Genomic DNA, 23,326 nt, shown 5'->3' with positions numbered 1-23,326 from the left:
GCCCGCGCCGAGGAGGCACTGATGATCGTCACCCTGCCCGACACGACGACCAACGAGGTCGCCAAGAAGATCGTCATGGTCCGCGAGTCCGGAGGCGCCATCAGCCTCGGACGCGTGCTGACCCTGGTGGTCGTCGCCGAACACGGCGAACCGACCGAGGCGGCCATTGAAGCGGCCATCGGTGCCAGTAGCGAACACCCGAGCCGGGTGATCGTGATCTCGTGCGATCCGCGCGGCGAACAGTCACGACTCGACGCGGAGATCCGTGTCGGTGGTGATGCGGGTGCGTCGGAGGTCGTGCTCCTGACGCTTCACGGTGAGCTGGCGAATCATCCACGCAGCGTCGTGACGCCGTTCCTGCTGCCCGATACCCCCATCGTGACGTGGTGGCCCGGTGCCGCGCCCGAGGATCCCGCCAAGGACACGATGGGCAAGATCGGGCGTCGGCGGATTCTCGACGCGACGAAGTCGGCGAACCCGGAGACGGTCCTCGAACGCAGGTTGGCCACGTACGCTCCCGGCGACACCGACCTCGCGTGGACGCAGATCACCGGGTGGCGAGCCCTGCTCGCGTCGGCTGTCGAGCGGCCTCCGCACACCCCCATCACTGCTGCGGAGGTGACCGGACCCGCGACCTCCCCGAGCGTCGATCTGCTTGCGGGATGGCTTCTTTCGACGCTCGGCGTTCCGACACGGCGGTACATCGGCAGCTTCGAGGTACGTCTTCACCGTGACGAGGGCACCACGGTCATGTCGATCGACCAGAACGGCAACGCCGTACTGAGTGCCCCGGGCAAACCCGACGGCCGTGTGGCGATGATGCACCGCGACCTGCCGATCTGCCTGGCAGAGGAATTACGCCGACTCGACACCGATGACATGTACGAACTCGCCCTGCGCGGCGCGGTGGAGCTACAGGCACAGGGAGCGCCGGTATGACGACGGAAACCCTCGTGTTCGACGACCGCGACATGCTGACCACCACGGCGGCAGCACGATTCGTCGACATAGTGTCACGTGCGCAGAAGGAGCGTGGCGTCGCGTCGGTGGTGCTGACCGGAGGAAGCAACGGGATCGGCATTCTGCGCGCTCTGGCACCGGGAGGCGAGGTCGACACGAGCCCGCTGGACTGGTCGCGGATCGACTTCTACTGGGGTGACGAACGTTTCGTTCCGAACGACGACCCCGAACGCAACGTCGGACAGGCCACCGAGGCCCTTCTCGCGCATGTGCCGGTCGACCCGGCCCGAGTGCATCCGGTGGCGGCGTCGGACGGACCGTTCGGCGACGACATCGAGGCTGCCGCACAGGATTACGCGGCCGTCCTCGCGGCCAACGCGGATAACGGCATCTCCCCAGCGTTCGATCTGCACCTACTCGGGATGGGCGGCGAAGGTCACATCAACTCGCTCTTCCCCCACACCGACGCGACCGCAGAGAACGTGCGGACAGTTGTTCCGGTCGAGAACTCGCCGAAGCCACCGCCGCGTCGGATCACGTTGACCTTCCCCGCGCTGAATCGGTCGTCGGCGGTGTGGTTCCTGGTGTCCGGCGCCGACAAGGCCGACGCTGTGGCCGCCGCACATTCGGGGGCGTCGCGCGACGACTGGCCGTGTGCGGGTGCGCACGGAACGTCGGAGACCGTGTGGTTCCTCGACGACGCCGCCGCCGGAAAACTCTCGGTATAGTTCCCCGGTCGGCGGCGGCTGCCGTCGGCCGCGCTAGCCGCTGTTACGCAGCGCCGTCGCCAGACCGTTCATCGTGAGCTGGATGCCACGTCGGACCCGCGGGCTGTCGTCGCCTGCACGGAACCGCCGCAGCAGTTCCACCTGCAGCAGATTCAACGGCTCGAGATACGGGAATCGGTTGTACACCGAACGCTTCAGTGCGGCGTTGTCGGCGAGAAGATCATCGGTGCCGGTGATCTTCGCGTACATCGCGAGGGTGCGCTCGTGCTCGTCGACGATCATCCCGAATACCTTGTCGCGCAACGCTTCATCCGGAACGAGCTGGGCGTACCGGTGCGCGAGACCCATGTCCGACTTGGCGAGCACCTGCGCCATGTTCGACATCACCGTGCGGAAGAACGGCCACTTCTCGTAGTACCGATGGAGGGTCTCGAGTCGCTGCGGGTCGTCGCCGACCCACTGCTCGAAGGCCGTGCCGGTGCCGTACCACCCCGGCAGCATCACACGGGACTGCGTCCACGACAGCACCCACGGAATGGCGCGCAGGTCCGAGATCTTCTCGGTCTGCTTGCGCGACGCGGGCCTGCTGCCGATGTTGAGTGCGCCGATTTCCGACAGCGGTGTCGACGTGGTGAAGTACTCGACGAACCCGGACGTCTCGTGCACGAGCTTCGAGTACGCGGCACGGGCAAGGGCCGCTACCTCGTCCATATTCTGGTACGCCTGTTCCGATTCATCACCGAGACCCTCGACGTCGAGCAACGACGACTCGATGGTTGCCGCGAGTAGCGTTTCCAGATTGCGTTCGGCGACAACGGGTTCCGCGTACTTGGCCGCGATGATCTCGCCCTGCTCGGTGATACGCAGCGAACCCTGCACCGCCCCCGGCGGTTGGGCCAGGATCGCGTCGTAGCTCGGGCCGCCACCGCGACCGACCGTGCCACCGCGACCGTGGAACAGACGCAGGCGGATACCCGCCTTCTTGGCCGCCTCGACGAGGTCGAGCTCACCGCGATAGAGCGCCCAGTTGGCGGCCATGTACCCGCCGTCCTTGTTCGAATCCGAGTATCCGAGCATGACCTCCTGCATCCCGGCCTGCGAATCGACGAGATCGCGGTAGAACGGCAAATCGAGCGCAGCGAGCAGCGTTTCGGCGCCCTGCTGGAGATCTTCGATCGTCTCGAACAGCGGGACGATCCGCACCGTCGAGACCAGCTTGCCGTCGTCGTCGATGTCGATGAGGCCTGCTTCTTTGAGGAGGATCATCGGCTCCAACATGTCGCTGACCGACGTACACATGGAGATGACGTAGTTCGGTACGGACTGCGGGCCGAATGCCGCGACGGCGGCGGCAGCAGCGCGAACGATGTCGAGTTCCTTGCGTGCGAGCTCCGAGAGGTCCGAATCGGGCCTGGTGAGCGGACGGCGGGCCTGCAGCTCCGCCGACAGCACCGCAACGCGATCCTCCTCGGACAACGACAAGTAGTCGGGTGTGGCGCCCGCCCACGCCAGCAGCTCGGCGATGACCTCTTCGTGCATGTCGGAGTTCTGCCGCATGTCCAGACCCGACAGATTGAATCCGAACGTCCGGACGCCCTCACGCAGGCGCAGCAGCCGATCGTCGGCGATGGCCTCATCACGATTCTCGCGGAGCGCTTCGTCGACGACGTCGAGATCGGCGAGGAGTTCGGCCGAATCGGCATACGGCGGCTTGCCGTCGATGAGGTCGAGATCCTCCTTCTGCAGCACGTCCGGGCCGAACAACGCTTCAGCCGTCGCGACGAGTCGCGCACGAATGTGCTTGAGTGCCAACCGGAATGGCTCGTCGGTCGCCGGGTCGTCTGCGTCGACACCCGCGAGTTGGACGAGCCGCCCGCTGGTTTCGATCAACCGCGCCGACATGCTCAGCTCCTGACGGAGCAGCCGAAGTTCGGACAGGTGGTGTCCGATCGCGGTGCGCGCCGCGAGGGACGTCGCCAACGCGACCACATCGCCGGTCACATACGGGTTGCCGTCACGGTCGCCGCCGATCCACGAACCCATCCGCAGGATCGGCTCGTCGGACAGGCCGGCGTCGGGGTACGCCGCCTGCAGTGTCGACCGCACCGACGTGTTGATCTTCGGTACGACGTCGAAGAACGAGGCGTCGTAGTAGCGGAGGCCGGACCGGATCTCGTCCTGGATGGTGAGACGTTCGAGACGGATGAGTGCCGTCTGCCACAGTGTCAGGATCTGGCGCTCGATCGCCTCGATGACCTCGGCGTCCTCGTCGGAGGTGAGGTTGGTGCGTCCGCGAAAGCGCATGAGCTCGGTGATGCGGTTCTGCGCGTCGAAGACCGTGCGGCGTCGGGTCTCGGTCGGATGGGCGGTGATCACCGGGACGACCGTCGCGTCGGCGAGCGCCGCTCCCACCTGGGCGTCGGACAGGTCGGCGGCCGCGAGCTTCGCGTAGGTGGCGGCGAGGCTGCTGTCCTGCGGAGGATCGCCCGCGCGCACGTGAATGGCACGACGACGCTCGCGGTGGATGTCCTCGGCGAGATTCGCCAACAGCGCGAAGTTGCCGAATGCACGGATGACCGGCATCGCGGTGTCGATGTCGAGATCGGTGAACATGTCGGCGAGCTCGTCGCGGTCGATCTCCGCACGTCGGATTCGGAAAGCAGCGACGCGCGCAGCTTCGACCAGATCGAAGACCTCGTCACCCGCGTGCTCTCTGATCGCATCGCCGAGTAGGCCGCCGAGCAACCGGATGTCCTCACGCAACGGTTCGGTGAGGGCTCGCCCCTCGTCGTCAACGGAGATCAGATCATCGATGGACGTCGATGGACGCCAGGCCGGGGCACCGTGGGACGGATCGGTTGAGGTCATGTCCTCAAGTATTCAGGTATTCAGCGAACGGGGCATCTCGACGCGAACCGAACACGACAGACCAGACACAGCACAAGAAGGGGCCGACAGCACAACTTGGGCAGACACAGCACGGGGGCCGCGCACTGTGCGCGGCCCCCGTGCTGAAAGTGTCAGAAGTACGTGATCTTGGTCAGGAGTACTTGATGTCGAGTTCGACGCCGATGATGAGGATGAACCACACCAGGCCGACGAAGACCGTCAACCGGTCGAGATTGCGCTCGACAACGCTCGAACCCGACAGACTCGACTGCACGCCGCCGCCGAACAGCGAGGACAGGCCACCGCCCTTGCCGCGATGCAGCAGCACGAGGACGACCAGCAGAACACTGGTCACGATCAGACCGATTTCGAGCGCGAGCTTCATCCGGTGAGCATTCCTGTTTCGTCGTGTACGGCAGAGGGCAGGTTGGCCTCGTTGCACACATGAGCGCGCATGACGAAACCAACCTGCCACAGTCTACGCGTCGGGAGCTATGACCCCGCGAGCGACCCACGGCGTGTGGGCACCACCCCTCAGGGCAGTGGACCACCTGCCGCGATGGCCGAGAGCGTTGCGAAATCGTCGGCCTTCAGCGATGCACCGCCGACAAGTGCGCCGTCGACGTCGGGCTGTGCCCCGAGGTCGCCGACATTCTTGGCGTTGACGGAGCCGCCGTAGAGCACACGGACCGTCGCCGCGGTGGCCTCGTCGGCCAGTTCCGCAAGCGCACCGCGAACCGCGCCACACACCTCTTGGGCGTCCTGCGCACTGGCAACACGGCCGGTGCCGATCGCCCAGACCGGTTCGTAGGCGACGACGACCTTGCCGATCTCCTCGGCCGAGAGACCTGCCAACGACGCCTTGAGCTGTTCGACGTTGTGCGAGACCTGGTTTCCGGCCTCACGGACGTCGAGGTGCTCGCCGATGCACACGATGGGGGTCAGCCCGTGACGCAGCGCCGCCTTGGTCTTGGCCAACACCACCTCGTCGGTCTCACCGTGCAGGGTCCGACGCTCGGAGTGCCCGACGATGACGAAGGTGCAGCCGAGCTTCGCGAGGAACGCTCCGCTGATCTCGCCGGTGTAGGCACCCGAATCGTGCTCAGACAGATCCTGCGCACCGTAGGTGAGCAGCAACTTGTCGCCGTCGACGACGGTCTGCACGCTGCGGATGTCGGTGAACGGTGGGATCACCGTCACGTCGACCTTCTCGAAGTACTTCGCCGGCAGCGCGAACGCGATCTTCTGCACCAGGGCGATCGCCTCGAGATGGTTGAGATTCATCTTCCAGTTGCCCGCGATGAGCGGTTTACGAGCAGCCATCAGTCCTCCAGCACCTTCAGACCCGGAAGCTCCTTGCCTTCGAGGAACTCCAACGACGCGCCGCCACCCGTCGAGATGTGCGAGAAGCCCTCTTCCGGCAGCCCGAGCGTGCGCACGGCAGCAGCCGAGTCGCCACCGCCGACGACGCTGAACGCGCCGTTGTTGGTCGCGGTGATGATCGCCTCGGCCACACCCTTGGTGCCCGCGGCGAACTTCGGGAACTCGAACACGCCCATCGGGCCGTTCCAGAAGATGGTCTTGGCCCCGGTCAGCACCGCGGCGAAGCGGTTGACCGACTCAGGCCCGATGTCGAGGCCCATCCACTCGTCGGGGATGTCCTCGACCGAGACGGTGTCGGACTCGGCATCGGCGGCGAACTTGTCGCCGACGACGACGTCGACCGGAAGGTGGATGACGTCGGCGAACCGGTCGAGCAGGTCTTTGCAGACGTCGATCTGATCTTCCTGCAGCAGCGACTTACCGACCGAATGTCCTTGCGCGGCAAGGAAAGTGAACGCCATACCGCCGCCGATGACCAGGGTGTCGACCTTGGGGGCCAGCGATTCGATCACGCCGAGCTTGTCCGACACCTTCGAGCCACCGAGCACGACGGCATAGGGCCGCGCCGGATCGGTCGTCAGCGTCGTCAACACGTCGACCTCACGCTCGACGAGCTGACCCGCGTAGTGCGGCAGCAGCTTGGCGACGTCGTACACCGACGCCTGCTTGCGGTGGACCACACCGAAACCATCGGAGACGAACGCGCCGTCGTCGCCCACGAGCTCGGCGAGCTGGGCGGCCATCGACTCGCGCTCGGCATTGACCTTCGACGTCTCGCGGGCATCGAATCGAACATTCTCGAGCAGCAGCACGTCGCCGTCGGTCAATCCCTCGGCGCGCGCGAGCGCATCGGGTCCGACGACGTCGGCGGCGAGCTGGACGTTGCGTCCGAGTTCTTCACCGAGGCGCTCTGCGACCGGCGCCAACGAGTACTTCGGGTCCGGTTCGCCCTTGGGACGACCGAGGTGGGCGGCGATGACAACCTTGGCGCCCGCGTCGATCAGTGCGTTGAGCGTCGGCAGCGACGCGATGATGCGGCCCGGATCGGTGATCTTCGTTCCGTCGAGCGGAACGTTGAAATCCGACCGGACCAGCACCGCGCGCCCTGAAACGCCTTCGGCCAGAAGGTCTTTCAGAGTCTTCACACTCATTACAGCGACTTACCCACCAGATCGGAGAGGTCGACGAGGCGGTTGGAGTAGCCCCACTCGTTGTCGTACCAGGAGCTGACCTTGGCGAGGTTGCCCTCGATGACCTTGGTCAGGCCCGCGTCGAAGATCGACGAGTGCGGGTCGCCCACGATGTCCGAGGAGACGATCGGTGCGTCGTAGTAACGCAGGATGCCCTTGAGCGGTCCGTCGGCGGCAGCCTTCATCGCGGCGTTGATCTCGTCGACCGACACGCCCTTCTCGAGTTCGACGGTGAGGTCGGTGATCGAGCCGGTCGGGATCGGCACACGCAGCGCGAAGCCGTCGAGCTTGCCCTTCAACTCGGGGAGCACGAGTCCGATGGCCTTGGCGGCACCGGTCGAGGTCGGCACGATGTTGATCGCCGCCGCGCGTGCGCGACGCAGGTCCTTGTGCGGACCGTCCTGCAGGTTCTGGTCTGCGGTGTAGGCGTGGACCGTGGTCATCAGGCCCTTGATGATGCCGAACTCGTCGTTGATCACCTTCGCGAACGGGCCGAGGCAGTTGGTGGTGCACGACGCGTTGGAGATGATGTTCTGGCTGCCGTCGTACTTGTCGTCGTTGACGCCCATGACGATGGTGATGTCCTCACCGGTCGCGGGTGCCGAGATGACGACCTTCTTCGCGCCGGCTTCGAGGTGTCCCTTCGCCTTCTCCGCGTTGGTGAAGATGCCCGTCGATTCGACGACGACGTCGACGCCGAGATCGCCCCACGGAAGCGCTGCCGGACCCTCGCGGACCTCGAGCGCCTTGATCTTCTGGTTGCCGACGACGATGGTGTCCTCACCCTCGAGCGACACGTCCTCGTCGAGGATGCCGCCGACGGAGTCGAACTTCAGCAGGTGTGCGAGGGACTTGTTGTCGGCCAGGTCGTTGACCGCGACGATCTCGATGTCGGTCTGGCCCAGCTTCTTTTGTGCCTCAACGGCACGGAAGAAATTGCGGCCGATTCGGCCGAATCCGTTGACGCCTACCCGAACAGTCACTGTGTGCTCCTTAAGCGGTTTCATCGGTCTCGGGCCTCACGGCCCGGGTCATGGGGCGGAGCCAAAGCGCCTCCGCGAACCCAGTCACCGTCCAGCCTAGTGGTCTCGAACACCTCCGGCACCCATTAGGGTCGCTAGCGTCAGGCGTCGTCGAGAAGATCCGACGTGACCGCCGACTCGGTATCGGGAATCCCCTCGGTGCGAGCCTTCTTGTCGGCCATCGACAACAGGCGTCGGATCCGTCCCGCAACGGCGTCCTTGGTCATCGGCGGATCGGCGAGTTGACCGAGCTCCTCCAGCGACGCCTGCCTGTGCGTGACACGCAGTTGCCCTGCCGCGATGAGGTGATCGGGGACTTCGTCGCCGAGGATCTCCAATGCCCGTTCGACACGAGCGGCCGCGGCGACGGCGGCACGCGCGGACCGTCGCAGGTTGGCGTCGTCGAAGTTCGCGAGGCGGTTCGCGGTCGCGCGCACCTCGCGTCGCATCCGTCGTTCCTCCCACACCAATCGCGTGTCATGTGCGCCCATGCGGGTGAGCAGCGCACCGATGGCCTCGCCGTCGCGGATCACCACGCGGTCGGCACCGCGCACCTCGCGAGCCTTGGCCGACACACCGAGCCGACGCGCGGCGCCGACGAGCGCGAGGGCCGCTTCCGGCCCGGGACAACTGACCTCGAGGGCCGACGAACGACCGGGTTCGGTGAGTGATCCGTGCGCGAGAAATGCTCCGCGCCAAGCGGCTTCGGCGTCGGCGACGCTGCCACCGACCACCTGCGCGGGCAGTCCGCGGACCGGGCGGCCACGCAGGTCGAGAAGGCCGGTCTGACGCGCGAGTCCCTCGCCGTCCTTGGTGACCCGCACGATGTAGCGAGCGCTCTTGCGGATGCCCCCGCTACGGAGCACGTGGACTTCTGAGGCATAGCCGTAGAGGTCGTGGATGTCGCGCCTAAGGCGGCGCGCAACATTGCCCATGTCGACTTCGGCCTCGACCACCACGCGACCCGCGACGATGTGCAGGCCCCCTGCGAACCTCAACAGCGCAGACACCTCGGCCTTGCGGCAACTCACCTGTGTCACCGTGAGCCGGCTCAACTCGTCCTTCACGGCCGCGGTCATTGCCACCGGTCCCTTGCCTCCTGTCACCTGGTTCCCACACCCCTCGCTCGGGCGATACTTCAGACACCCGAGTCTCGCAACGTCCGCGCCTCAGACAATGGACCCAGCCTAGTCGGTGCCTTCACCTTCGCACAGTTGCTTCACCAGCGACGCAACCTTGACGGGGTCGTGCACATGCTGACCGGGGACGGCCAGATCCCCGACGCGCAGTTGTGCGCCGAAATTCTTCGCCGCCCGCACCAGGTGATCACGCTCGGCACCCGACGGTACAGATGCCGAGTCGACGACGACGTCGTCGATCGACAACGTGTCGTCGTGCGCGTGCAGGACATGGAGGTGACGCTCGACCGAGAAGCCCGGCGTCTCCCCTGGTTCGGGCGCCAGATTGACGAACAGCATCTTGCGGGCTGCGCTCTGCCGCAACGCCTTTCGCTGCGCGGGCACGAGCACGTGTGGGATGACGCTCGAGAACCACGAGCCGGGTCCCAGTACGACGAGGTCGGCAGCGGCGATGGCGTCGAGAGCATCGTCACAGGCAGGCGGGTCGGGCGGCAGCAGACGCACGCGACGCACCTTGCCCGGCGTCGTCGCGACCGCGACCTGTCCCCGGATGACCCGACTGATCCGTGGATCGGATTCGAGACCGGACACATCCGCTTCGATCTCCAACGGCCCGGTCGACATCGGAAGCACCCGGCCGTCGACGTCGAAAAGTCTGCCCAATTCATCAAGGGCCGCGACCGGGTCGCCGAGAACTTCGGACAGGCCCGCGAGGAGCAGGTTGCCGATGGGATGCCCTGCGAGTGCGCCGTATCCACCGAAACGATGCTGCAGCGTGCGTGCCCACAGCTCGTGACGCGAGCGTTCCATCGCGCCCGGTTCGGGGTTGTCGCCTCGATCGTCGAGCGCGGCGGGTGCGCTCATCAGCGCGACCATCGCCATCCGTAGATCGCCGGGAGGGATGATGTCGAGTTCGCTTCGGAGCCTGCCGGACGAACCGCCGTCGTCGGCAACCGTCACCACCGCCGTGACGTTCGGGCTGAGGTACCTCATCGCCGTCAACGTCGCGTACAGGCCGTGGCCTCCGCCGAGCGCGACGATGCGGTCCGGGCTGCTCATTCGCGCCCCAGATCGCGGTGCATCACACGCACGTCGTATCGCGTCGAACCGGCGTCGTCTCCCGCAGCTTTCAACCGCGACGCGAGTTCTTCGGCGATCGCGACACTGCGATGCTTGCCGCCGGTGCAGCCGACGCTGATCGTCATGTACCGCTTGCCCTCGCGCAGGTAGCCCTTTCCGACGACCCCAACGAGATCGGTGTAGAGGCCGAGGAAGTGCCCCGCTTCGTCGTGCCCGAGTACGTAGTCGCGAACCGGTGCGTCGCGTCCGTTCTTCTCGCGCAGTTCCGACACCCAGTAGGGGTTGGGCAGGAATCGAACGTCGGCCACCATGTCGGAGTCGATGGGCAACCCGTACTTGAACCCGAACGACTGCACCGCGACGGACAGTCGTGGCTCGCCGTCGTGCGGATAAACCTCCTCGACGAGCTCACGCAGCTTCGACACCGTCAACGACGACGTCTCGACGACGAGGTCGGCGGAGTTCTTGATCGGGGCGAGGATGACACGTTCGCGAGCGATACCTTCAACGAGAGTCTCTTTGCCCTGCAACGGATGTCGACGACGAACCTGCTCGAATCTGCGAACCAGGACAGGATCGGTCGCATCGAGGAACAACACCTTGGTGGCGATCCCCGCGAGTTCGAGTTCGGTGCGCAGGGACTCCAACTGCGCACCGATCGACGGATCGGAAGCCCGCAGCACCACCGCCAGCCGGGTGACCGGCGGGTCGGACTCGCGCACGGTCTCGACCAGCGTCGAGAGCAACGGGGCGGGAACGTTGTCGGCGACGTACCAACCGTCATCCTCCAGGATGTTGGCGACGGTCGATCGGCCCGCACCCGACATGCCTGCCACGAACAGCACGACGAGTTGATCGTCGTCGGCGATCTCAGCCACTCTCTGCTCCCGTCTGGGTTGGAACACTTGGGACACCGTTCTGCTCTGACACACCGTTCTGATCTGACACACCGTTCTGGGCCGGAGCACCCGCGTTGACCGGTTCCAGCGCCTCGTGAACGGCGCGCGCCGTCGCCTCACCGATGCCGGGGACCTGTGCGATCTCGTCGATCGACGCCTCGCGCAGTCGGGCAACCGAACCGAAATGGGTGACCAGAGCGGTGCGGCGTGCGCGCCCGAGACCGGCGACACCGTCGAGCACCGATTCGGTCATCCGCTTGCTGCGCTTGCTGCGGTGGAAGGTGATCGCGAACCGGTGGGCTTCGTCGCGTACGCGTTGCAGCAGGAACAGCGCCTCGCTGTTGCGCGGCAGGATGACCGGGTCGTCGTCGCCGGGCACCCACACCTCTTCGAGGCGTTTGGCGAGGCCGATGACGGAGACGTCGTTGACGCCGAGCTCGTCGAGAACGGCTGCCGCCGCATGGACCTGAGGAGCGCCGCCGTCGACGACGTAGAGGTTGGGCGGATACGCGAACTTCTTCGGCGGCGGTGGCGCGGAATCGACCGCACGCGCGGAGATCTCGCCGGACGTCACGTGCACCGTGGTCGCCGCGGCAGCGTCCTGGTCGGCGCGGTGCCGCAGAAACCGCCTGCGGGTCACCTCCGCGATGGATGCCACGTCGTCGGAGTGTCCGTCGCCCGCCGCCTGCCGAATCGAATAGTGCCGGTAGTCGGACTTGCGGGGCAGTCCGTCCTCGAAGACGACGAGCGATGCGACGACGTCGGTTCCCTGGACGTGCGAGATGTCGACGCATTCGATGCGCAGGGGGGCCTGGTCGAGTCCGAGCGCCTCCTGCAATTCTGTCAGTGCGGCCGACCTGGTGGTGAGATCGCCTGCGCGCCTGAGCTTGTGCTGGGCGAGCGCCTCGCCCGCATTACGCTCGACGGTCTCGAAGAGTGCGCGCTTGTCGCCACGCTGCGGCACGCGCAGACTGACCTTCGACCCGCGCAACCCCGACAGCCACGCGGTGAGTTGCTCCTCGTCTGGCGGCAGCTCAGGGACCAGTACTTCTCGCGGGATCGCCTCGCTGCCGTCGAGATCGTCCTGCCGACCGTAGAACTGTGTGAGGAACTGCGCGACCTGCTCGGCGGGTGACTCGTCGTCGGGTTTCTCGACGACCCACCCTCGCTGCCCGCGCACACGACCGTCGCGGACGTGAAAGATCTGCACGGAGACCTCGAGGTCGTCGCCGACCATCGCGACGACGTCGGCGTCGGTGCCGTCACCGAGCACAACGGCTTGTTTCTCCATCGCGCGTCGCATCGCACCGACGTCGTCGCGCAGCCGTGCCGCACGTTCGAAGTCGAGTTGCTCTGCCGCCGTGTTCATCTCGCGTTCGAGGCGTCGAATCATCTGGTCGGTACGTCCGGCGAGGAAGTCGCAGAAGTCGTTGACGATTGCACGGTGCTCGTCGGCACTCACACGACCGATGCACGGTGCAGCGCACTTGTCGATGTAGCCGAGCAGACACGGACGATCGATCTGGCGGTGGCGTTTGAACACGCCTGCCGAGCAGGTTCTGGCCGGGAAGACGCGGGTGAGGAGGTCGACGGTCTCGCGGATCGCCCAGGCGTGGGAGTAGGGACCGAAGTACCGGACGCCCTTCTTACGTGGACCCCGGTAGACGAACAGCCGCGGATACTCCTCGTTCATGGTGACCGCGAGCATCGGGTAGGTCTTGTCGTCGCGATAGCGGACATTGAACCGAGGATCGAATTCCTTGATCCAGTTGTACTCGAGCTGAAGCGCCTCGACCTCGGTGCCGACGACCGTCCATTCGACCGACGCCGCGGTGGTGACCATCCGGCGCGTACGTGGATGCAGCGACGCGACGTCGACGAAGTACGACGTCAGACGCGAGCGGAGGTTCTTGGCCTTGCCGACGTAGATGACGCGGCCATGTGCATCGCGGAAACGGTAGACCCCGGGGTCGGTCGGAATCGTCCCCGGTGCGGGACGGTAGGTAGTCGGGTCTGCCACGGATTCCAGGCTAGTACGCGGCACCGACCAGAGCGGTGCACCCGCCGGTCAGGTCGGTGTCGAACCGCTCTGGTACCGCGCCGCGAGTTCGCGATAGCGATCCATCGCCTCGACGGCTCTGTCCCCGTCGCCCGCCTGGACCGCGAGCACAGGGATGTGCTCGTCCGCAGGCAGGAGCAACTGCGCACCGAACCCGCGGTCGGGGTAGGTCAAACCGCGCACTCGATCCCACTCGAACAGTCTGTCTCCCCACAGGTTGCGCACCGATACGCCCTGCTTTCCGACGCGTAGCCGCGGTCGGGTGAACAGCAGAATGGCGGCCGCGATGATCAGTCCGATGATGATGATCGCCGCCTGGTCCGACGCCCCGATGTTCTCCGGGCCGGTGTCGGAGATCGTCAGCAGCACACCGAAGACGATGTGGATGGCCAGCACGACGACGGCGACGACGACGGCGATCCGCGCGAGTCGGCGTGGTCGGTAGACCATGTCCCACTCGGCATCGCCGCGCTCGGACGTGTCGGTCGACGCCATGTGCTGACGGCTCTCGGTCACGTGGGCGATCCGGCGGTGCTCAACGCACGCAGCGTGAGCGCCGACGCCAACGCCGCGGCCGTTGCCTGTGCACCCTTGTCCTCTTTGGAGTCGGGCAGACCGGCACGGTCGAGTGCCTGTTGCTCGTTGAGCGTGGTCAGGACGCCGTTGCCGACCGGCGTCGACTCGTCGAGCGAGACACGGGTCAGTCCCGCGGTCACGGCGTCGCAGACGTATTCGAAATGTGGCGTCTCGCCTTTGATCACGACCCCGAGCGCCACCACGGCGTCGTGGGTCCGGGCCAGCGCCTGCACGATGACCGGCAGCTCGATGGCCCCGGCGACCTGGACGATGGTCGGGTCATCGACGCCGCGCTTGGCTGCCTCCCGCACGGCACCGTCGAGGAGCGCGGTACAGATCGTTGCGTGCCACTGCGACGACACGATGGCGAGCGAGATATCGCCTGCATCGCCGAGGTCGAGTTCGGGTTCGCCCGGGCCGCTCATGCCTGTCCTGCCTCACCTGCGACCGCTGCGCCGTCGGCTAGCGGTTCGTCGAGTCCGATGATGTCGTGGCCCATGCGGTCGCGCTTGGTGCGCAGATACCGCAGGTTCTCCTTGTTCGCGCGCACCGGCATCGGCACGCGTTCGACGATCTGCAGACCGTATCCGTCGAGACCGACCCGCTTCGCGGGGTTGTTGGTGAGCAACCGCATCGAGGTGACGCCGAGGTCGGCGAGGATCTGTGCGCCGAGTCCGTAGTCGCGCGAGTCGGCGGGCAGCCCGAGCTGAAGGTTGGCATCGACGGTGTCAGAACCCGCGTCCTGCAGCTGATAGGCCTGCAGCTTGTGCATCAGCCCGATGCCGCGGCCCTCGTGGCCACGCATGTAGAGCACCACACCGCGGCCCTCCGCGGCGACCATCTCCATCGCGGCGTCGAGTTGCGGACCGCAGTCACAGCGAAGTGATCCGAACACGTCACCGGTCAGACATTCGGAGTGCACGCGGACCAGCACGTCGCTGCCGGTTCCGTCGTCTCCCGCGATGTCGCCCATCACCAACGCGACGTGCTCGACGTCGTCGTGGATGCTCGTGTAGCCGACCGCGCGGAACTCTCCGTGCCGGGTCGGGATGCGTGCGTCGGCGACGCGCACGACGTGCTTCTCGTGCCGACGACGCCACGCGATGAGGTCGGCGATCGAGATGAGTGCGAGGTCGTGTTCGTCGGCGAAGACCCGCAGTTCGGGAGTCTGCGCCATCGAACCCTCGTCCTTCTGCGAGACGATCTCGCAGATCACGCCCGCCGGGGTGAAGCCTGCGAGGCGCGCGAGGTCGACAGCGGCTTCGGTGTGTCCGGGGCGTCGAAGGACTCCCCCGTCCTTGGCGCGAAGCGGCACGACGTGGCCCGGTCGGGTGAAGTCGTTGGCCGTGCTGGCCGGGTCGGAGAGCTTGCGCATAGTCGTCGCGCGGTCGGACGCGCTGATGCCTGTGCCGATGCCCTCACGCGCGTCGACCGTCACGGTGTAGGCGGTGCCGTGCTTGTCCTGGTTGACCGAGTACATCGGGGGTAGGCCGAGTCGGTCGCAGGTGTCGCCGTCGAGCGGCACACACAGGTAGCCCGACGTGTAGCGCACCATGAAGGCAACGAGCTCCGGAGTTGCCTTCTCGGCGGCGAAGATCAGGTCGCCCTCGTTCTCGCGGTCCTCGTCGTCGACCACAACGACTGCCTTGCCGGCAGCGATGTCGGCGATGGCGCGCTCGACGGTGTCGAAGTCGACCGTCGTGTGCGTGGCCGTGCTGTCGGTGACGGTGTGGTCGGCGACGGTGTGGTCGGCAACGGTGTTTTCGGTACTCATCTGTGTCACTTCACTCCTGCTGCGTCCGCGGGTGTTGCGGTGGTGTTTGCCGACGCAAGACGTTCGACGTACTTGGCGATGACGTCGACTTCGAGGTTGACCACGGCACCCACCTGCGCCGTACCCAAGTTCGTCTCGTTCAACGTGGTGGGGATCAGGGAAATTTCGAACCAGCTCTGCCCCTGCCCAGCGGGGTCGCCACCGATGGCGGACACGGTGAGGGACACACCGTCGACGGTGATCGATCCCTTCTCGACGAGGTAGCGCGACAGTGTGTCGGGAACGGCGATCCGCACGACGGTCCAGTGCTCGGAGGGCGTCACCGCGGTCACCGTGCCGGTTCCGTCGACGTGACCCTGGACGATGTGCCCACCGAAGCGGCCGTCTGCGGCCATGGCGCGTTCGAGGTTGACGCGGCTGCCGGTCGCGAGGACGTCGAGCGAGCTGCGATTGAGGGATTCGGCCATCACATCGACCGTGAACGCGCCGTCGGACGACAACTCCACTACGGTCAGGCACACACCGTTGACCGCGATCGAGTCTCCGTGTGAGGCGTCAGAGGTGACCAGCGGTCCGGAAATGGTGAATCGGGCCGAATCCGAAAGGTCGTCGCGCGCGACGATCGTGCCGAGTTCTTCGACGATGCCGGTGAACAATATGCGCTCCTGTCCTGCCCTCGTTGCGGGCGACCCACTGCGTTCCGGATAACCCGCCGTGTTCTGCGCGAACACAATGGGCAACCCGCGTGGGGCGGACAGGGCGGCACACCTGTGCCGTCTTGTTCTCTCGCATCCGGACTATGACCGTCGGCTCCGGAATCACACCGGATCTGCTGACCCCGACCTGGCGGCCGGGCGCTCGCGGGCTTGTCGACGCGACCTGATCGCGACCACTCACCGCCGGTGGGGACTTTCACCCCGCCCCGAGAACGTCTGCATTCGACGCTAGCACGCAGGTGAAGCGGTGCGACACTCACCCGAAACCCGCAATCCGCCACCGGTGCCCCTCACCGGGTGATAATTCCGATCAGCGGGCGTTCATCGCCCACCGCAGAGTCAGTACAACCGCAAAGTTCAGTACAGCCGCTTTGGTTCAAACTCATGGGAAGGCGGTGTCGCAATGACCGCGAACACCGAGGGCAGTTCAACAGGGCAGACGACGTCGTCGAAGTTGCTCGGACTCGCCGCACGCAACTGGATTCCACTCGTGCTCATCGTTGTGGGCGTCATCTTCATCGCGCAGAACACGCAGCACGTGCGCATCAATTTCTTGTTCATCCACGTCGGAGCGTCGTTGTGGCTCGTCCTCACGATCATCGCGCTCGCGGGCGTGATCGCGGGATGGTTCATCGGCCGGAACCGCTTGAAGCGAAAGTAGGGTTCAGTCGCGCGCCATGCGGATGAGGACGTCGTCACCGAGTCGCTCGACGTCGGTGGTGACAAATCGCTGCGCTTGCGCGAGGGTCGTGAGCGCTGGCCGATCGACCGAAGCAGCACCTGCGCCGAGCACCGTCGGCGCGACGTAGGCCTCGATCTCGTCGACGAGACCCGCGTCGATGAAGGCGCCGATGATCGCCGGTCCGCCCTCGACGAGCACCCAGGTGGCCTCGGGTAGCGCGGCGAGGACATCTGCCGGATCGTGGCTGCGCACCTGCAGAAACGGCGCGGCGTCGTCGCGGATGCGGGCCGAGGTCTCGACGTCGCGCAACCCCATCGCCACCCGGACCGGTTGGTGTGGCGCGAGAGTGTCGTCGGGCAGGCGTGCGGTGAGCGAGGGATCGTCGGCGAGCACGGTTCCGGTGCCGACGACGATGGCGTCGATCTGTCCGCGCTGGCGGTGTGCGCGCGCCCGTGACTGTGGGCCGGTGATCCAACGACTCGTGCCGTCGGGTGCGGCCACCCGACCGTCGACGGTCGACGCGATCTTCGCGGTGACGAACGGCCTGCCGTGCTCCTGCGTGAACAGCCAGTGGCGCAGTGGGCCGGTGCGCGCCTCAACGTCGAGGCGACCGGATTCGACGTCGACGCCCGCGTCGCGCAGCCGCCCTGCTCCCCCGCTGGCGGTGGGGTTGGGGTCGGCAACCGCGAACACCACGCGCGCGATCCCCGCGTCGATCAGGGCTTGCGAACACGGGCCGGTGCGGCCGGTGTGATTGCACGGTTCGAGTGTCACCACCGCGGTTGCGCCGCGCGCGGCGTCTCCCGCAGCACGCAGCGCCATGATCTCGGCATGCGGCCCGCCAGGCGGCTGCGTGTGGCCCCGCGCGATGATCTCGCCATCGGGCGACACGATCACCGCCCCGACGGGCGGGTTGGGAGAGCTGAGCCCCAGTGCGCCGACCGATTCCTCGATGGCTGACCGCATCGAGGAATCGAGGGGTTTGTCAGTCGACACAAGCCCTGGCCGTGGCGGCCTGCTCGCGCAACGCTGCGACAGCCTTACCGGGATCGTCGGCACCGTAGACAGCCGAACCCGCGACGAAGCAGTCGACGCCCGCTTCGGCGGCCTGCTCGATGGTGTCGGCGTTGATTCCGCCGTCGATCTCGACGAGCAGTCGCAGATCCGACGAGTCGACGATTGTGCGCACGATCTTGACCTTCTCCAGCACCTCTGCGATGAACTTCTGTCCGCCGAAGCCCGGCTCGACACTCATCACGAGCAGCGTGTCGATGTCGCGCAGGATCTCCAGATACGGCTCGAGCGGCGTGTTCGGCTTGATCGCGAGGCCGGCCTTTGCCCCTGCCGCGCGGATGTCGCGCGCAACGTCGACGGGATCCGAGGTCGCCTCCGCGTGGAAGGTGACGTTGTAGGCCCCGGCCTCGGCGTACGGCGGCGCCCAGCGCTTGGGGTCGTCGATCATCAGGTGGCAGTCGAGGGGGATGTCGGTTGCCTTGAGCAGGCTCTCGACGACCGGGAGCCCGAGCGTGAGGTTGGGGACGAAATGTGCGTCCATCACGTCGACGTGCAGCCAGTCGGCGCGAGTGCTGCCCGGATGCGCGACCGCAGCAGATTCGGCTGCGAGATTGGCGAAATCGGCGGAGAGAATCGACGGCGCGATCATCGGCGTGTTGGCGTCAGTCATGGCAGTCAATCTAACTGTCCACCGGGCCCGACGATGTGGCAGGTTCCGCGGAGGCAGCCGGCGGCACCTGCTCTTCACGCGCGGCGATCGGTGTCCGCACCGCGCGGAACGTCCACAGCTTGTTGACGGCGAAGTTGATGGGCATCGTGATCACGATCGTGATGATCTGGGCCCAGTACTCGCGCGAATGCAGGCCTGCACCCTCGTGGAAGAACGACGACGAGAGGTAGATCGGCGACGTCGGATTGGTGAAGCCGACCTTCAGGAACATGCCGACGATCGCAGCGACGCTGCCGACGGCGAGAAATGGCCAAAACTCCGACCACCAGCTCGCATGCTTGGCACTTTTGAACGTCCACGTGCGGTTCAGCTGGAAATTCACGCAATTCGCCACGAGAAATCCGACGATCCAGACGATAACCGTAAAGCGAAGGTTGAAGTCGGTGCCGCTGACGTGCCACACCACGTCGTTCGCCTTCGTGGTACCACCGTGGGCCTTGTTCAGCAGGATCGCGACGACCATATTGACGACGACTCCGCACGCCCCGACAATGCCGAAACGGACAAACTGGCCCATGCTACGTATGTGTTCGGCGTACCGGGCTGCGCGAAGATCGTTCACGTATGGGCAATATACGTGGTCAACGCTCAAACTCCCGCACCGAGAATCAGCGCGCCGTCGGAAATGACGATAATTGTGTGCTCTGAATGCGGTGAATTTCGCCCATCTGCCATAGGTGATGTGCGCTCGTCGTCGTCGACGACGAGGTCGGCGGAACCCCTCGTCATCGTCGGCTACGCAACCGACGTCACGCTGCGTTGATCAGCGCCGCCAGTTCGGTCTCGAGCGCGCTCTCCCCCGCCGGCCGGAAGCCGACAGCGGGCGGCGACGTGCTTCGGTGCTCGCGCCCCGAGGGTGTGATGACGTCGATCACGGTGATGTCGCCGAACTCGGTGCGCCGACGGTACTTCCAACCGGGCAGTTCCTTGACCAGATTGTGAAGACGGCACAGCCCCTCCCCGTTCTCGGCTGTCGTTGCTCCACCGCTGCGGTGGGCGAGGATGTGGTCGATGTGTTCGACGTGGCCGTTGCAGTAGGCAACCCTGCATCGTCTGTCGCGCCGGGCGACGAAGAGCGCCAGCGCCGCGGGAAAGCACCGCGACTTGGCATCCATCGAGACCAAGGTGCCGTCGGACGGCCTTGCGTAGAGGCGTCTCAGGGTCGAGGTGGTCTCACTGTCGGGATCGAAGCCCTCGGAGACGAGCCTGCGCGCAACAGACGCCGGAATCGGCCCGTATCCCGGAACCTCCGCCGCCTTCTCACCCCCGAGCATCGTGTCGGCCGACATGACGAGGTTGACCGCGACGGGCACGGCGCCGGCTGATGCCTGTCCCGTGACCCGCTCGACGAGCGTGTCGGCCATGATCTGCGCGTGGCTGCGGTCGTCTGCACCGACGACCGAGTCGGCGTACCGCTTGAGTGCCGCGTAGACCGAGATTCCCTGCTTCATCGGCAGCAGCGCGGACAACTGAGTCATCAGATCGGGCGCCGGACGTACCGATACTCGACGATCCTTCTCGGCCTTCGCTTTTCGATCCACCACGGCCCGGGGTTCCAACTCGTACGCGTGCTGCTTCGCGAGTGCCTCCAGTTGACAGTCGCCGACGCCGTCGAGCGTCGTCGGATCCGCGCAGACCCGTCGGTCGATCTCCTCGCGCGTTTCGCGGGTGAGGTAGGCAGTCTAGCGAACCAGGATTGTGGCACGCCATTCCGTCAGCCGACCCGACGCCAGCGCGTCGCGTGTGTGGGGCATCTCGTGCTCGATCGCCCGCGCGAACCCGAGATACTGAGACCCCTTCTGCGGAGAGGCTTTTCGCGCAATTCCGATCTCAGCCGACAGTCCCCGGCCTTGCCTGGTTTTCGGTACTCCACGCTGCTGTTCATCGGCGCGACGGAGTTCATCCAACCGCGCCGCCTCACGCGCTTGTGCTGCGGCACAGGCGGATTTGATCTCTTCCAGAACGGTGAGCCGAGCGGCGGCATCGGCTTCGGACTCGGCGGCAGGCATCTCACCGAGCGCAGAAACCAGCGATTCCAGATCGCTGGTTTCTGCGAACACGAGACCCCCGGACGCCGTCGAATGTTTGTTCTAGACTACCTCGAATCAGGCGGCGTCGCAGGCATTTTCGATCGGGAAGGCGACGGTGCGAGCACGTCGAGGAGCAGTGATCACTCCTTCGTCAGCGCGGCCAGGAACATCGCGTCGGTGCCCTGCCGATGGGGCCAGAGTTGTACGTGTGGGCCGTCGCCGATCTCCTCGGTGCCGACGAGTGGTCGGGCGTCGAGTTGGCGAGCCTCCGGGACGTCGTCGAGAACAGAGGCGACGAGCTCGGTCGTCTCCGCGGGGTGCGGCGAGCACGTCGAATAGACGACGACGCCGCCGGGGCGGACCATTCGCAAAGCCTCCGTGAGCAATTCACGCTGCAGACCCACGAGTTCGGTGACGTCGTCGGGAGTTCGCCGCCAGCGGGCCTCCGGTCGACGACGAAGCGAGCCGAGTCCCGAGCACGGGGCGTCGAGCAGAATTCTGTCGTAGCCGGGGGCCAAGCCAGTCTCGGGCGTCAGATTGCGCGCGTCGCCGACGTGGACGTCGACAGGCATGTCGCGGGTGACACCCCGGATCAGGTCGGCGCGGTGTTCGCTCACCTCGACGGCGTCGAGATGCGCACCGTCGATGTCGGCGATCGCGCCGATCAACGCAGCCTTACCGCCGGGGCCTGCGCACATGTCCAGCCATCGACCGCCGTCCTCACCGATGTCGGCGGCGGTGACGGCTCGCGCAACGAGCTGACTCCCCTCGTCCTGAACTCCCGCATAGCCCCGTCGCACGGCCTCTATGTCGCCCGGGTCGCCACCCGGCAGGTACACGGCGTACGGCGAGTAACGACCGACCTCGCCACCGCTCGTCAGCGCCAATTCCTCTGCGGTGATGAGTCCCGGGCGGGCGACGAGATGTACGGGTGGCCGGTCGTCGTCGGCGGCGAGCGCGGCCTGCAGTTCGCCCGCGGAGCCACCGAGAGCGTCGGAGAACACCTCCGCGATCCAGCGCGGGTGCGCGTATCGGAACGCCAGGTTCCCGACGAGGTCGTCCCAGATCGGCGGTGCCAACTCGTCGACCCACAGGTCCTCATCGCGCTGAGAGATCTTGCGCAGCACGGCGTTCACGAAACCCGAAGGGCCCATGCCCTTTTCGCTACGAACAAGATCGACGGACGTCGAGACCGCCGCGTGTGCGCCGATGCGGGTACGCAGCAACTGGTAGGCACCGAGACGTAGTACGTCGAGAACGTCGCCGTCGATCTCGGACACCGGACGATTCGCGGCCGCGGCGATGATCGCGTCGAGAGTGCCGAGTGCACGCGCGGTGCCGTAAGTCAGTTCCGTGGCCAGCGCGGCGTCGCGTCCGGTGATCTTGCGCTCTCGCAACAGCTTCGGGAGTACGAGGTTGGCGTAGGCGTCGCGCTCACGGACCGCGCGCAGGACGTCGCGTGCGACCTCGCGTACCGGATCGGCGGCCTTCTTCCGCAGTTTCGGATCACTCATGACAGCACCGTCTCGTCGTCGAGTCGCGCACCACGCGCCCAATCCGTGGCGGGCATCTGCTTCTTGCCCGGCGGCTGCACCCACCCGAGCCGCACGGGATCTGTGGCCGTACCGACGAACACCACCTTCTTGGTGACGACGACGCGCCCGGGAGCCAGATCCTTCGGCGCGGACGGGTCGTCGGAGCCGACGAGGCCGACCGGGCCGAGCTTCACGCGCGCGTCGCCGAGTGTCGTCCACGCGCCAGGTGCGGGAGTGTGGGCACGGATACGTCGATCGAGCAGGTGCGCGGGCAGATCCCACCGGACCCGCGCGTCGTCGACCTCGACCTTGGGTGCGTGGCTGACTCCCTCTGCAGGCTGCGGCACCGGCGACAACGCACCCGCGGCGATCCCGTCGAGAGTGGACTGAAGGAGCGTCGACCCTGCGTCGGACAGCCTTTCCAGCAGCTCTCCGCTGGTGTCGGTCGGCCGGATCGTCTCGGTCAGCACGCCGTAGACGGGGCCGGTGTCGAGGCCCTTCTCCAACAGGAAGGTGCTGGCGCCCGTGGTCTCGTCACCGGCGGCGATCGCGGCCTGTACCGGTGCGGCCCCGCGCCATGCGGGCAACACCGAGAAGTGCAGATTGATCCACCCGTGCGGTGGGATCTCGAGAACGTCGGGCGGAATCAGCCCGCCATAGGCGACCACGGCTCCGACGTCGGGTTGCCACCGCGCGAGTGCGTCGGCGACCTCCGCGTCGGACATCCGACGCGGAGTGATGACCTCGATGCCGTTCACATCGGCGAGTTCGGCGATCGGTGACCGCGACACCTTACGACCACGCCCCGCGACCGCATCGGGTCGCGAGATCACACCGACGACCTCATGGTCGGCCGACTCGAGCAGTCGCTGCAATGAGGGCACCGCGACCTCGGGTGTTCCGGCGAACACGATCCGCAC

General features: G+C 66.2%; 21 protein-coding genes, 1 pseudogene and 1 riboswitch. Of the genes and pseudogenes, 3 read left to right on the top strand and 19 right to left on the bottom strand.

Annotation, left to right across the window (positions count from 1 at the left end; translation table 11 throughout):
• The first annotated feature begins 21 nt into the window (after positions 1-21).
• Both GOSPT_RS02820 and pgl read left to right on the top strand, forming a co-directional pair.
• Positions 22-939 carry a glucose-6-phosphate dehydrogenase assembly protein OpcA gene (locus GOSPT_RS02820; protein WP_005202747.1) on the top strand — a complete coding sequence of 306 codons (918 nt, stop codon included), beginning with the start codon at positions 22-24 and terminating at the stop codon, positions 937-939.
• The gene (gene pgl, locus GOSPT_RS02815) at positions 936-1,688 is read left to right on the top strand and encodes a 6-phosphogluconolactonase (RefSeq protein ID WP_005202746.1); all 753 of its coding nucleotides are present in this window, start codon (positions 936-938) and stop codon (positions 1,686-1,688) included. The genes GOSPT_RS02820 and pgl overlap by 4 nt, the downstream gene beginning before the upstream one ends.
• A gap of 33 nt (positions 1,689-1,721) precedes the next feature.
• Here the strand turns inward: pgl and ppc are convergent, their stop codons facing one another.
• The 13 genes from ppc to GOSPT_RS02750 all read right to left on the bottom strand — a co-directional run bounded on the left by ppc (position 1,722) and on the right by GOSPT_RS02750 (position 16,355).
• The gene (gene ppc, locus GOSPT_RS02810; protein ID WP_005202743.1) at positions 1,722-4,556 is read right to left on the bottom strand and encodes a phosphoenolpyruvate carboxylase; all 2,835 of its coding nucleotides are present in this window, start codon (positions 4,554-4,556) and stop codon (positions 1,722-1,724) included.
• Between the two features lie 172 nt (positions 4,557-4,728).
• Positions 4,729-4,962, bottom strand: a complete 234-nt coding sequence (secG, locus tag GOSPT_RS02805) for a preprotein translocase subunit SecG (protein WP_005202741.1) — start codon at positions 4,960-4,962, stop codon at positions 4,729-4,731.
• A gap of 149 nt (positions 4,963-5,111) precedes the next feature.
• A complete protein-coding gene (tpiA, locus tag GOSPT_RS02800) occupies positions 5,112-5,900 on the bottom strand; it encodes a triose-phosphate isomerase (protein ID WP_005202739.1) in 789 nt (262 codons plus the stop codon).
• Positions 5,900-7,111 (bottom strand): phosphoglycerate kinase, encoded by a 1,212-nt coding sequence (locus GOSPT_RS02795; protein ID WP_005202736.1) that lies wholly within the window; start codon positions 7,109-7,111, stop codon positions 5,900-5,902. Before GOSPT_RS02795 ends, tpiA begins: the two co-directional genes overlap by 1 nt.
• Positions 7,111-8,133: a type I glyceraldehyde-3-phosphate dehydrogenase gene (gene gap, locus GOSPT_RS02790; RefSeq protein ID WP_005202735.1), complete on the bottom strand. Its 1,023-nt coding sequence runs from the start codon at positions 8,131-8,133 to the stop codon at positions 7,111-7,113. Before gap ends, GOSPT_RS02795 begins: the two co-directional genes overlap by 1 nt.
• A gap of 140 nt (positions 8,134-8,273) precedes the next feature.
• Complete coding sequence (gene whiA / locus GOSPT_RS02785) at positions 8,274-9,251, bottom strand: DNA-binding protein WhiA (RefSeq protein ID WP_039854557.1); 978 nt, start codon at positions 9,249-9,251, stop codon at positions 8,274-8,276.
• A 108-nt stretch (positions 9,252-9,359) separates the two neighbouring features.
• Positions 9,360-10,370, bottom strand: coding sequence for a gluconeogenesis factor YvcK family protein (locus GOSPT_RS02780; RefSeq protein ID WP_005202731.1), 1,011 nt, complete (start codon positions 10,368-10,370; stop codon positions 9,360-9,362).
• The gene (rapZ, locus tag GOSPT_RS02775; protein ID WP_005202730.1) at positions 10,367-11,269 is read right to left on the bottom strand and encodes an RNase adapter RapZ; all 903 of its coding nucleotides are present in this window, start codon (positions 11,267-11,269) and stop codon (positions 10,367-10,369) included. The genes GOSPT_RS02780 and rapZ overlap by 4 nt, the downstream gene beginning before the upstream one ends.
• Positions 11,262-13,310, bottom strand: a complete 2,049-nt coding sequence (gene uvrC / locus GOSPT_RS02770) for an excinuclease ABC subunit UvrC (RefSeq protein ID WP_005202729.1) — start codon at positions 13,308-13,310, stop codon at positions 11,262-11,264. The genes rapZ and uvrC overlap by 8 nt, the downstream gene beginning before the upstream one ends.
• A 48-nt stretch (positions 13,311-13,358) precedes the next feature.
• Positions 13,359-13,844 (bottom strand): PH domain-containing protein, encoded by a 486-nt coding sequence (locus GOSPT_RS02765; RefSeq protein ID WP_085941911.1) that lies wholly within the window; start codon positions 13,842-13,844, stop codon positions 13,359-13,361.
• A gap of 17 nt (positions 13,845-13,861) precedes the next feature.
• Positions 13,862-14,350: a 6,7-dimethyl-8-ribityllumazine synthase gene (gene ribH / locus GOSPT_RS02760; RefSeq protein WP_005202726.1), complete on the bottom strand. Its 489-nt coding sequence runs from the start codon at positions 14,348-14,350 to the stop codon at positions 13,862-13,864.
• The gene (locus GOSPT_RS02755) at positions 14,347-15,699 is read right to left on the bottom strand and encodes a bifunctional 3,4-dihydroxy-2-butanone-4-phosphate synthase/GTP cyclohydrolase II (RefSeq protein ID WP_039854555.1); all 1,353 of its coding nucleotides are present in this window, start codon (positions 15,697-15,699) and stop codon (positions 14,347-14,349) included. Before GOSPT_RS02755 ends, ribH begins: the two co-directional genes overlap by 4 nt.
• A 5-nt stretch (positions 15,700-15,704) precedes the next feature.
• Positions 15,705-16,355 carry a riboflavin synthase gene (locus GOSPT_RS02750; RefSeq protein WP_005202721.1) on the bottom strand — a complete coding sequence of 217 codons (651 nt, stop codon included), beginning with the start codon at positions 16,353-16,355 and terminating at the stop codon, positions 15,705-15,707.
• Between the two features lie 120 nt (positions 16,356-16,475).
• Positions 16,476-16,633, bottom strand: a riboswitch (FMN riboswitch).
• Positions 16,634-16,818: 185 nt separating this feature from the next.
• Here GOSPT_RS02750 and GOSPT_RS02745 point away from each other — a divergent pair.
• Complete coding sequence (locus GOSPT_RS02745; RefSeq protein WP_005202719.1) at positions 16,819-17,076, top strand: lipopolysaccharide assembly protein LapA domain-containing protein; 258 nt, start codon at positions 16,819-16,821, stop codon at positions 17,074-17,076.
• Between the two features lie 3 nt (positions 17,077-17,079).
• Here the strand turns inward: GOSPT_RS02745 and ribD are convergent, their stop codons facing one another.
• The 6 genes and pseudogenes from ribD to fmt form a co-directional block, all read right to left on the bottom strand.
• Complete coding sequence (ribD, locus tag GOSPT_RS02740) at positions 17,080-18,063, bottom strand: bifunctional diaminohydroxyphosphoribosylaminopyrimidine deaminase/5-amino-6-(5-phosphoribosylamino)uracil reductase RibD (RefSeq protein ID WP_005202717.1); 984 nt, start codon at positions 18,061-18,063, stop codon at positions 17,080-17,082.
• Positions 18,064-18,082: 19 nt separating this feature from the next.
• Positions 18,083-18,781 (bottom strand): ribulose-phosphate 3-epimerase, encoded by a 699-nt coding sequence (gene rpe, locus GOSPT_RS02735; RefSeq protein WP_005202716.1) that lies wholly within the window; start codon positions 18,779-18,781, stop codon positions 18,083-18,085.
• A 10-nt stretch (positions 18,782-18,791) separates the two neighbouring features.
• Entirely contained in the window at positions 18,792-19,358 is a 567-nt protein-coding gene (locus GOSPT_RS02730) for a GtrA family protein (protein WP_005202714.1), read from the bottom strand.
• Positions 19,359-19,590: 232 nt separating this feature from the next.
• Positions 19,591-20,850: pseudogene (locus tag GOSPT_RS02725) on the bottom strand (HNH endonuclease).
• A gap of 161 nt (positions 20,851-21,011) precedes the next feature.
• Complete coding sequence (locus tag GOSPT_RS02720; protein ID WP_005202704.1) at positions 21,012-22,385, bottom strand: RsmB/NOP family class I SAM-dependent RNA methyltransferase; 1,374 nt, start codon at positions 22,383-22,385, stop codon at positions 21,012-21,014.
• The gene (gene fmt, locus GOSPT_RS02715; RefSeq protein WP_005202703.1) at positions 22,382-23,326 is read right to left on the bottom strand and encodes a methionyl-tRNA formyltransferase; all 945 of its coding nucleotides are present in this window, start codon (positions 23,324-23,326) and stop codon (positions 22,382-22,384) included. The genes GOSPT_RS02720 and fmt overlap by 4 nt, the downstream gene beginning before the upstream one ends.

Origin of the sequence: Gordonia sputi NBRC 100414 (assembly GCF_000248055.1) — a bacterium.
Classification (GTDB): domain Bacteria; phylum Actinomycetota; class Actinomycetes; order Mycobacteriales; family Mycobacteriaceae; genus Gordonia; species Gordonia sputi.
The sequence above is the reverse complement of the archived record's forward strand: the minus strand, read 5'-3'. Positions and strand labels throughout refer to the sequence as shown.

Coding starts and splice junctions, on each gene's coding strand:
- GOSPT_RS02820 (WP_005202747.1), top strand. CDS start 22: ATGATCGTCACCCTGCCCGACACGACGACCAACGAGGTCGCCAAGAAG.
- pgl (WP_005202746.1), top strand. CDS start 936: ATGACGACGGAAACCCTCGTGTTCGACGACCGCGACATGCTGACCACC.
- ppc (WP_005202743.1), bottom strand. CDS start 4,556: ATGACCTCAACCGATCCGTCCCACGGTGCCCCGGCCTGGCGTCCATCG.
- secG (WP_005202741.1), bottom strand. CDS start 4,962: ATGAAGCTCGCGCTCGAAATCGGTCTGATCGTGACCAGTGTTCTGCTG.
- tpiA (WP_005202739.1), bottom strand. CDS start 5,900: ATGGCTGCTCGTAAACCGCTCATCGCGGGCAACTGGAAGATGAATCTC.
- GOSPT_RS02795 (WP_005202736.1), bottom strand. CDS start 7,111: ATGAGTGTGAAGACTCTGAAAGACCTTCTGGCCGAAGGCGTTTCAGGG.
- whiA (WP_039854557.1), bottom strand. CDS start 9,251: ATGACCGCGGCCGTGAAGGACGAGTTGAGCCGGCTCACGGTGACACAG.
- GOSPT_RS02780 (WP_005202731.1), bottom strand. CDS start 10,370: ATGAGCAGCCCGGACCGCATCGTCGCGCTCGGCGGAGGCCACGGCCTG.
- GOSPT_RS02765 (WP_085941911.1), bottom strand. CDS start 13,844: ATGGCGTCGACCGACACGTCCGAGCGCGGCGATGCCGAGTGGGACATG.
- ribH (WP_005202726.1), bottom strand. CDS start 14,350: ATGAGCGGCCCGGGCGAACCCGAACTCGACCTCGGCGATGCAGGCGAT.
- GOSPT_RS02755 (WP_039854555.1), bottom strand. CDS start 15,699: ATGAGTACCGAAAACACCGTTGCCGACCACACCGTCGCCGACCACACC.
- GOSPT_RS02745 (WP_005202719.1), top strand. CDS start 16,819: ATGACCGCGAACACCGAGGGCAGTTCAACAGGGCAGACGACGTCGTCG.
- ribD (WP_005202717.1), bottom strand. CDS start 18,063: ATGCGGTCAGCCATCGAGGAATCGGTCGGCGCACTGGGGCTCAGCTCT.
- rpe (WP_005202716.1), bottom strand. CDS start 18,781: ATGACTGACGCCAACACGCCGATGATCGCGCCGTCGATTCTCTCCGCC.
- GOSPT_RS02730 (WP_005202714.1), bottom strand. CDS start 19,358: ATGGGCCAGTTTGTCCGTTTCGGCATTGTCGGGGCGTGCGGAGTCGTC.
- GOSPT_RS02720 (WP_005202704.1), bottom strand. CDS start 22,385: ATGAGTGATCCGAAACTGCGGAAGAAGGCCGCCGATCCGGTACGCGAG.